The following is a 5,173-nucleotide window of genomic DNA, read 5'->3' on the forward strand; positions in this document are numbered from 1 at the left end:
TTTTCTATGCCCTTTTTCTGTGTATAACTAGATTCTCCAAAATTAACGAGCATATTTATTTATTGAATTAAATTTCCCTTTGTGGATAACCTTAGATAATTTCAAAACTCTATTCTGCAACTATCTAAATATATAAAAAAGATGATTTCTAATTTTAGAAATCATCTTTTTACTATTTGCTCTTTTATTCTTCTATTCTTCAAAAATAACTATCATTCCTGAACTTAAACTTTTTTTAACATCTATAACCCTTTGATTTGAACTTCCCCTAAATTTAAGGGTTAAATCTTTTTTACTTTCTATAAATCTTCCATCTACTAAAACATCTATTTCTTCTAATAACTTTCTTCTATCTTCATGTTTGATTACCTCTTCATAAGTGTATCCACTCCAAAGCCATATATCTTTATTGGAATGTTGCTTAACTTCCTTCACTAGAGAAGTTAAATCATTTGCATTTTGCATAGGCTCTCCACCTAATATTGAAAGTCCTGATATATGGTCATTGTTTAGATATTCTATTATGGTTTGGGTTTCCTTTTTAGTCCAAGGCTTACCAAAGTCAAAATCTTGATATTCTTTATTAAAACAATTAAAGCAATTGTGAGTACATCCAGTTACAAAGATAGAAGTTCTAACCCCAAGCCCGTTTGCTACATCATATTTTCTTATCTGTGCATATTTCAAAAAAATCCACTCCTATAGATGAAGAACTCTATCTTTTATGTCTTTAGTTCTACCTTCACTCCAATAGTTAGACCCTAGATACCCACAAGTTCTTCTTACAACCGTCATTTCATCTTGATTTTTATTATGACACTGTGGACACTCCCACTCTAAATTATCATTTATTATTATTTCTCCATCAAATTTACATATATGACAAAGGTCTGCTTTAGTATTCATTTCTGCATATATATTTGTATTGTAGATATGTTTCATAACTTCTAAAACAGCTTCTAAGTTGTTTTGTAGATTTGGTATCTCAACATAGCTAATAGTTCCGCCAGAGGAAAGAACTTGATATGGAGATTCAAAAGTTAATTTTGAAAAAGCATCTATCTCTTCTCTTATATCTACATGATAACTATTTATAAAGTACCCTTTATCAGTTATATCTTTTATACTTCCAAATCTCTTTTTAGTAGCGTCAGATAATCTTCCAGCCATATTTTCACTAGGAGTGCCATATAAAGCAAATCCTATGCCTGTTTCCTTTTTCCATCCATCTACCTTTTTTCTTAAAAAAGTTACTATATCTAATGCAAGTTTTGCACCCTCATCAGTTGTATGAGTTTCCCCAATTAAAACTTTTACCGTTTCATATATACCTATATAGCCTAATGAATAAGTTGAGTACCCATTTTCAAAGAGTTTACCTATTTTTTGACCTTTTTCAAGTCTAGCTATGGCTCCATGTTGCCAAAGTATAGGTGCTACATCACTTGGAGTATCTTTAAGCTGATTATATCTTAGAAGTCCCATCTCTTTAACTAAAGCTACTCTCTCGTTTAATATATTCCAGAAAAGCTCTATATTTCCTTTGGCTGAAAGTGCTACATCAGGAAGGTTTACACTAACTACACCAAAGTTAAATCTTCCATCAAATTTATAGTTTCCATCTTTATCTTTCCAAGGTGAAAGATAACTTCTACATCCCATAGGAACAAAAACATTTCCCTCATAATGTTCACGCATCTTTTTAGCGGATACATAATCTGGCATAAGTGTTTTAGCACTTGCCTCAGCACTTAATTTAGTTAAATAATAGTACTGACTATCTTTTTCAATATTGTGCTCATCAAGTACATATATAAGTTTTGGAAAAGAAGTGGGCATCTTAACACCAGCTTCATTTTCTATTCCCTCTAATCTTTGCTTAAGTATTTCTTCTTGAATTATAGATGCTTCTAAAGCATACTCATCCTTTGGATCGAAATACAATAAAAATGTTACAAAAGGAGATTGGCCATTAGTGGAATTAAGTGTATTTATCTGATATTGCATGGTTTGTACTCCATCTTTTATTTCCTTTTTTACATCTTCCCATGCATACTTCGTAGACATATCTTCCACTTTATAATCATCTAATTTCAAATCCTTAAATCTTTTTTCATGCACTTTTAGGTACTTATCATAACTTTTTCTTACATATGGAGCTAATATCCTATCTATACCATTTATACTAGCCCCTCCATATTGAGAACTTGAAACTTGAGCTATTATTTGAGTTGTTACTGTGCATGCTACTTGGAATGATTTAGGACTGCTAATTTGCTTTGCATTTATAACAGTTCCATTTTTAAGCATATCCTCTAGGTTTACTATAGTACAGTTATGCATGTTTTGTAGAAGATAATCCCTATCATGAATATGGATAAGTCCTTCATCATGAGCCTGTGCTAAGTGAGTTGGTAGCATTTTTCTTGTGTAAAGATCTTTAGATACTTCTCCAGCTATTAAATCTCTTTGAGTAGAAGAAAGAACTGCATCTTTATTTGAGTTTTCTCGCATTAAATCTTCATTTTCAAAATTTATAAGTTCTATTATACTTCCATCTGTTGTATTCTGTTCTCTCTTATGTTCTTGTACCGCCCTGTAACCTTCATAAGATTTAGCCGTATCCACATGATTATTTTCTATAAGCTTGTGATAAACCATATCCTCTATTTGTGAAATATTAAGCACCTTTGTAACTTCACATATTTGTTCAATCTCAACTGCTATCCTAACGGCCACACCTCTTTCATAGTTTCCACTACCATATCTCATAGCTTTTTCTATAGCAGAAATTATCTTTTCTTTTTCAAAATCAGTTTCTCTATTATCTCTTTTTATTACTTTGATGATCATCAGCTCCTTATCTACTTAAAGTTTTCTATTATCCATTATACCCCAAAACTAATAAATAGTATACAACAAAACTCTATATAGTGTAGTTCTTTTTCTAGAACATACACTATATAGAGTTTTCAGTTAATTGTTGTTTTCTTTATCTAGGAATAAATCCTATCTTCTTATAAACTTTTCTAAGTGTTTTTCTAGCTTCATTAGAAGCCTTCTGGGCACCTTTTTTATAAATTTCTTCTAGGTAAGTTTTATCATTTCTAATTGTTTTAAATTTCTCTTGTATGGGACTTAGTCCTTCTACTACTATCTCTTCTAAATCCTTTTTAAAATCTCCATAACCTCTACCCCTATACTTTTCTACTATAGTATCTATTCCTTCACCTGAAAAACTTGAGTATATATTTAATAAGTTTTTAATACCAGGTTGTTCATCATTATAAGATACTTCTCCTATAGAATCTGTTACAGCTCTTTTAATTTTTCTTCTTATAGCAGCTTGATCATCTAAAATCAAAATAAAACCATTTTCATCACTATCAGATTTACTCATCTTTACACTAGGATCTTGAAGACTCATAATCCTAGCTCCGAATTCTCCTATTAATGGATCTGGAACTTTAAATGTATCACTATATCTATTATTAAACCTTTCAGCTAAATCTCTTGCAAGTTCTAAATGCTGTTTTTGATCTTGTCCTACTGGTACAAGATCTGTCTGATATAATAAGATATCAGCAGCCATCAGTACAGGATAAGTAAATAAAGCGGCGTTTAAATTTTCCTCTGATTTCTTTGACTTATCTTTAAACTGAGTCATTCTATTTAACTGACCCATATATGTTATAGTGTTTAGTACCCAAGCTAGTTCTGCATGTTCAGGCGCATGAGATTGTATAAATAAAGTTGATTTTTCAGGATTTATTCCACATGCCATAAGTAAAGCCAAGATATCAAGAGTGTTTTTTCTTAAATTCTTAGGCTCTTGAGGCACAGTAATTGCATGTTGATCTACTACACAATAATAGCAGTTATAATCATCTTGAAGTGGTACCCATCTCTTTATCGCCCCTATATAATTTCCAATAGTCAAAGCTCCAGATGGCTGAACTCCACTAAATACTGTTTTTTTATCCATTTTATCTCCCCTTTGTATTTTGAAATCTAAATACAATATTCTTCTCTATATAATACACCATTATAGCGGTTTCTTCAATATATGATAAATTTAAAAACTCTATAGAAAATTAAATTAATCATCTTCTTCTCTATATTCTAAAATATCTCCAGGCTGACATTCAAGCGCTTTACATATTGCATCTAGTGTATTAAATCTTATTGCTTTTGCTTTATTATTTTTTAATATGGATATATTAGCCATAGTGATTCCTACTCTTTCACTTAGTTCAGTGACACTCATTTTTCTCTTTGCTAACATAACATCTAAATTTACTATTATCATCATCTATCACCTACACTGTCAAATCATAATCATCTTTATAAATAATTGCCTTTTTCACTATAGCTCGAATCAACATAATTACCATTGCTACTATCCATATTACAAAGGTTATACCTATCATTATTAACGATAACAATGGACCTGGCCCTCCAAAAGTTGTCATATACTGTATTAAAATTATGATTCCTATGGATGCTACTATACACATTCCAACTAATATCTCTAATCCTCTAGTAAATCTTAAACTAAATGTAAAACCATGGTCAAACATCTTAAGTAGATACATTATAACTCCTGTTCCTATTAATAATAAAATTAACAATAATTCACAAGTTACAAGAATAGGTAGTTTAACATATTCAAGCTCAGGATATACATATAACATATCTTCTGCCATTATAGGCAGTATATATGTTCCAAGGGATATTACACCTATTGCAAATACAATTAATAATATTTTTAAAATATTCGACGCCATATTAACTTTCAATACTAATCCCTCCCAAATATTTATCTGGGTATAGTATAACACATAATATATTGAATTTCAATATATTATTATTCAATTTCAATATATTGTTATTTAATTCCAATACATGTAACCTGCTTCATGTATTGGAAATATCAGTTGAGTTTATTTAGATTTTAATAACTTTCTTTGTTTTAAAAAACCATAGCATATTAATAATTGTATTTTTAAGTATTGAGATTTATCCAATCAATAATATTTAGCTCTATAGTGATAGTATAGAAATCGGACATCCTAAACATAATAGATTCTATATCTGATATAATAAAACTATCAGAAAAGGAGCGAATTTATTATGAAAAAGAGAAAGAAACAATATAGTGAAGAATTCAAGC

At 30.0% G+C, this 5,173-nt stretch carries 5 protein-coding genes; all 5 read right to left on the minus strand.

Going from position 1 to position 5,173, the window contains the following annotated elements; genetic code table 11:
* Positions 1-192 precede the first annotated feature (192 nt).
* The gene (gene nrdG / locus TICRE_RS09050; RefSeq protein WP_075727298.1) at positions 193-687 is read right to left on the minus strand and encodes an anaerobic ribonucleoside-triphosphate reductase activating protein; all 495 of its coding nucleotides are present in this window, start codon (positions 685-687) and stop codon (positions 193-195) included.
* A 12-nt stretch (positions 688-699) separates the two neighbouring features.
* Positions 700-2,850 (minus strand): anaerobic ribonucleoside-triphosphate reductase, encoded by a 2,151-nt coding sequence (nrdD, locus tag TICRE_RS09055; RefSeq protein WP_075727306.1) that lies wholly within the window; start codon positions 2,848-2,850, stop codon positions 700-702.
* 142 nt (positions 2,851-2,992) lie between these two features.
* Positions 2,993-3,985, minus strand: coding sequence for a tryptophan--tRNA ligase (gene trpS, locus TICRE_RS09060; RefSeq protein ID WP_075727300.1), 993 nt, complete (start codon positions 3,983-3,985; stop codon positions 2,993-2,995).
* 114 nt (positions 3,986-4,099) lie between these two features.
* Complete coding sequence (locus tag TICRE_RS09065) at positions 4,100-4,312, minus strand: helix-turn-helix domain-containing protein (RefSeq protein WP_075727302.1); 213 nt, start codon at positions 4,310-4,312, stop codon at positions 4,100-4,102.
* A gap of 7 nt (positions 4,313-4,319) precedes the next feature.
* Positions 4,320-4,799 (minus strand): DUF2975 domain-containing protein, encoded by a 480-nt coding sequence (locus TICRE_RS09070; protein WP_075727304.1) that lies wholly within the window; start codon positions 4,797-4,799, stop codon positions 4,320-4,322.
* Positions 4,800-5,173: the final 374 nt, after the last annotated feature.

Origin of the sequence: Tissierella creatinophila DSM 6911 (assembly GCF_001940565.1) — a bacterium.
Taxonomy (GTDB): domain Bacteria; phylum Bacillota; class Clostridia; order Tissierellales; family Tissierellaceae; genus Tissierella_A; species Tissierella_A creatinophila.

What these genes read in the sequence shown, in the direction of transcription:
- trpS (WP_075727300.1), bottom strand. Translation starts at nt 3,985, where the DNA reads ATGGATAAAAAAACAGTATTTAGTGGAGTTCAGCCATCTGGAGCTTTG.
- TICRE_RS09065 (WP_075727302.1), bottom strand. Translation starts at nt 4,312, where the DNA reads ATGATGATAATAGTAAATTTAGATGTTATGTTAGCAAAGAGAAAAATG.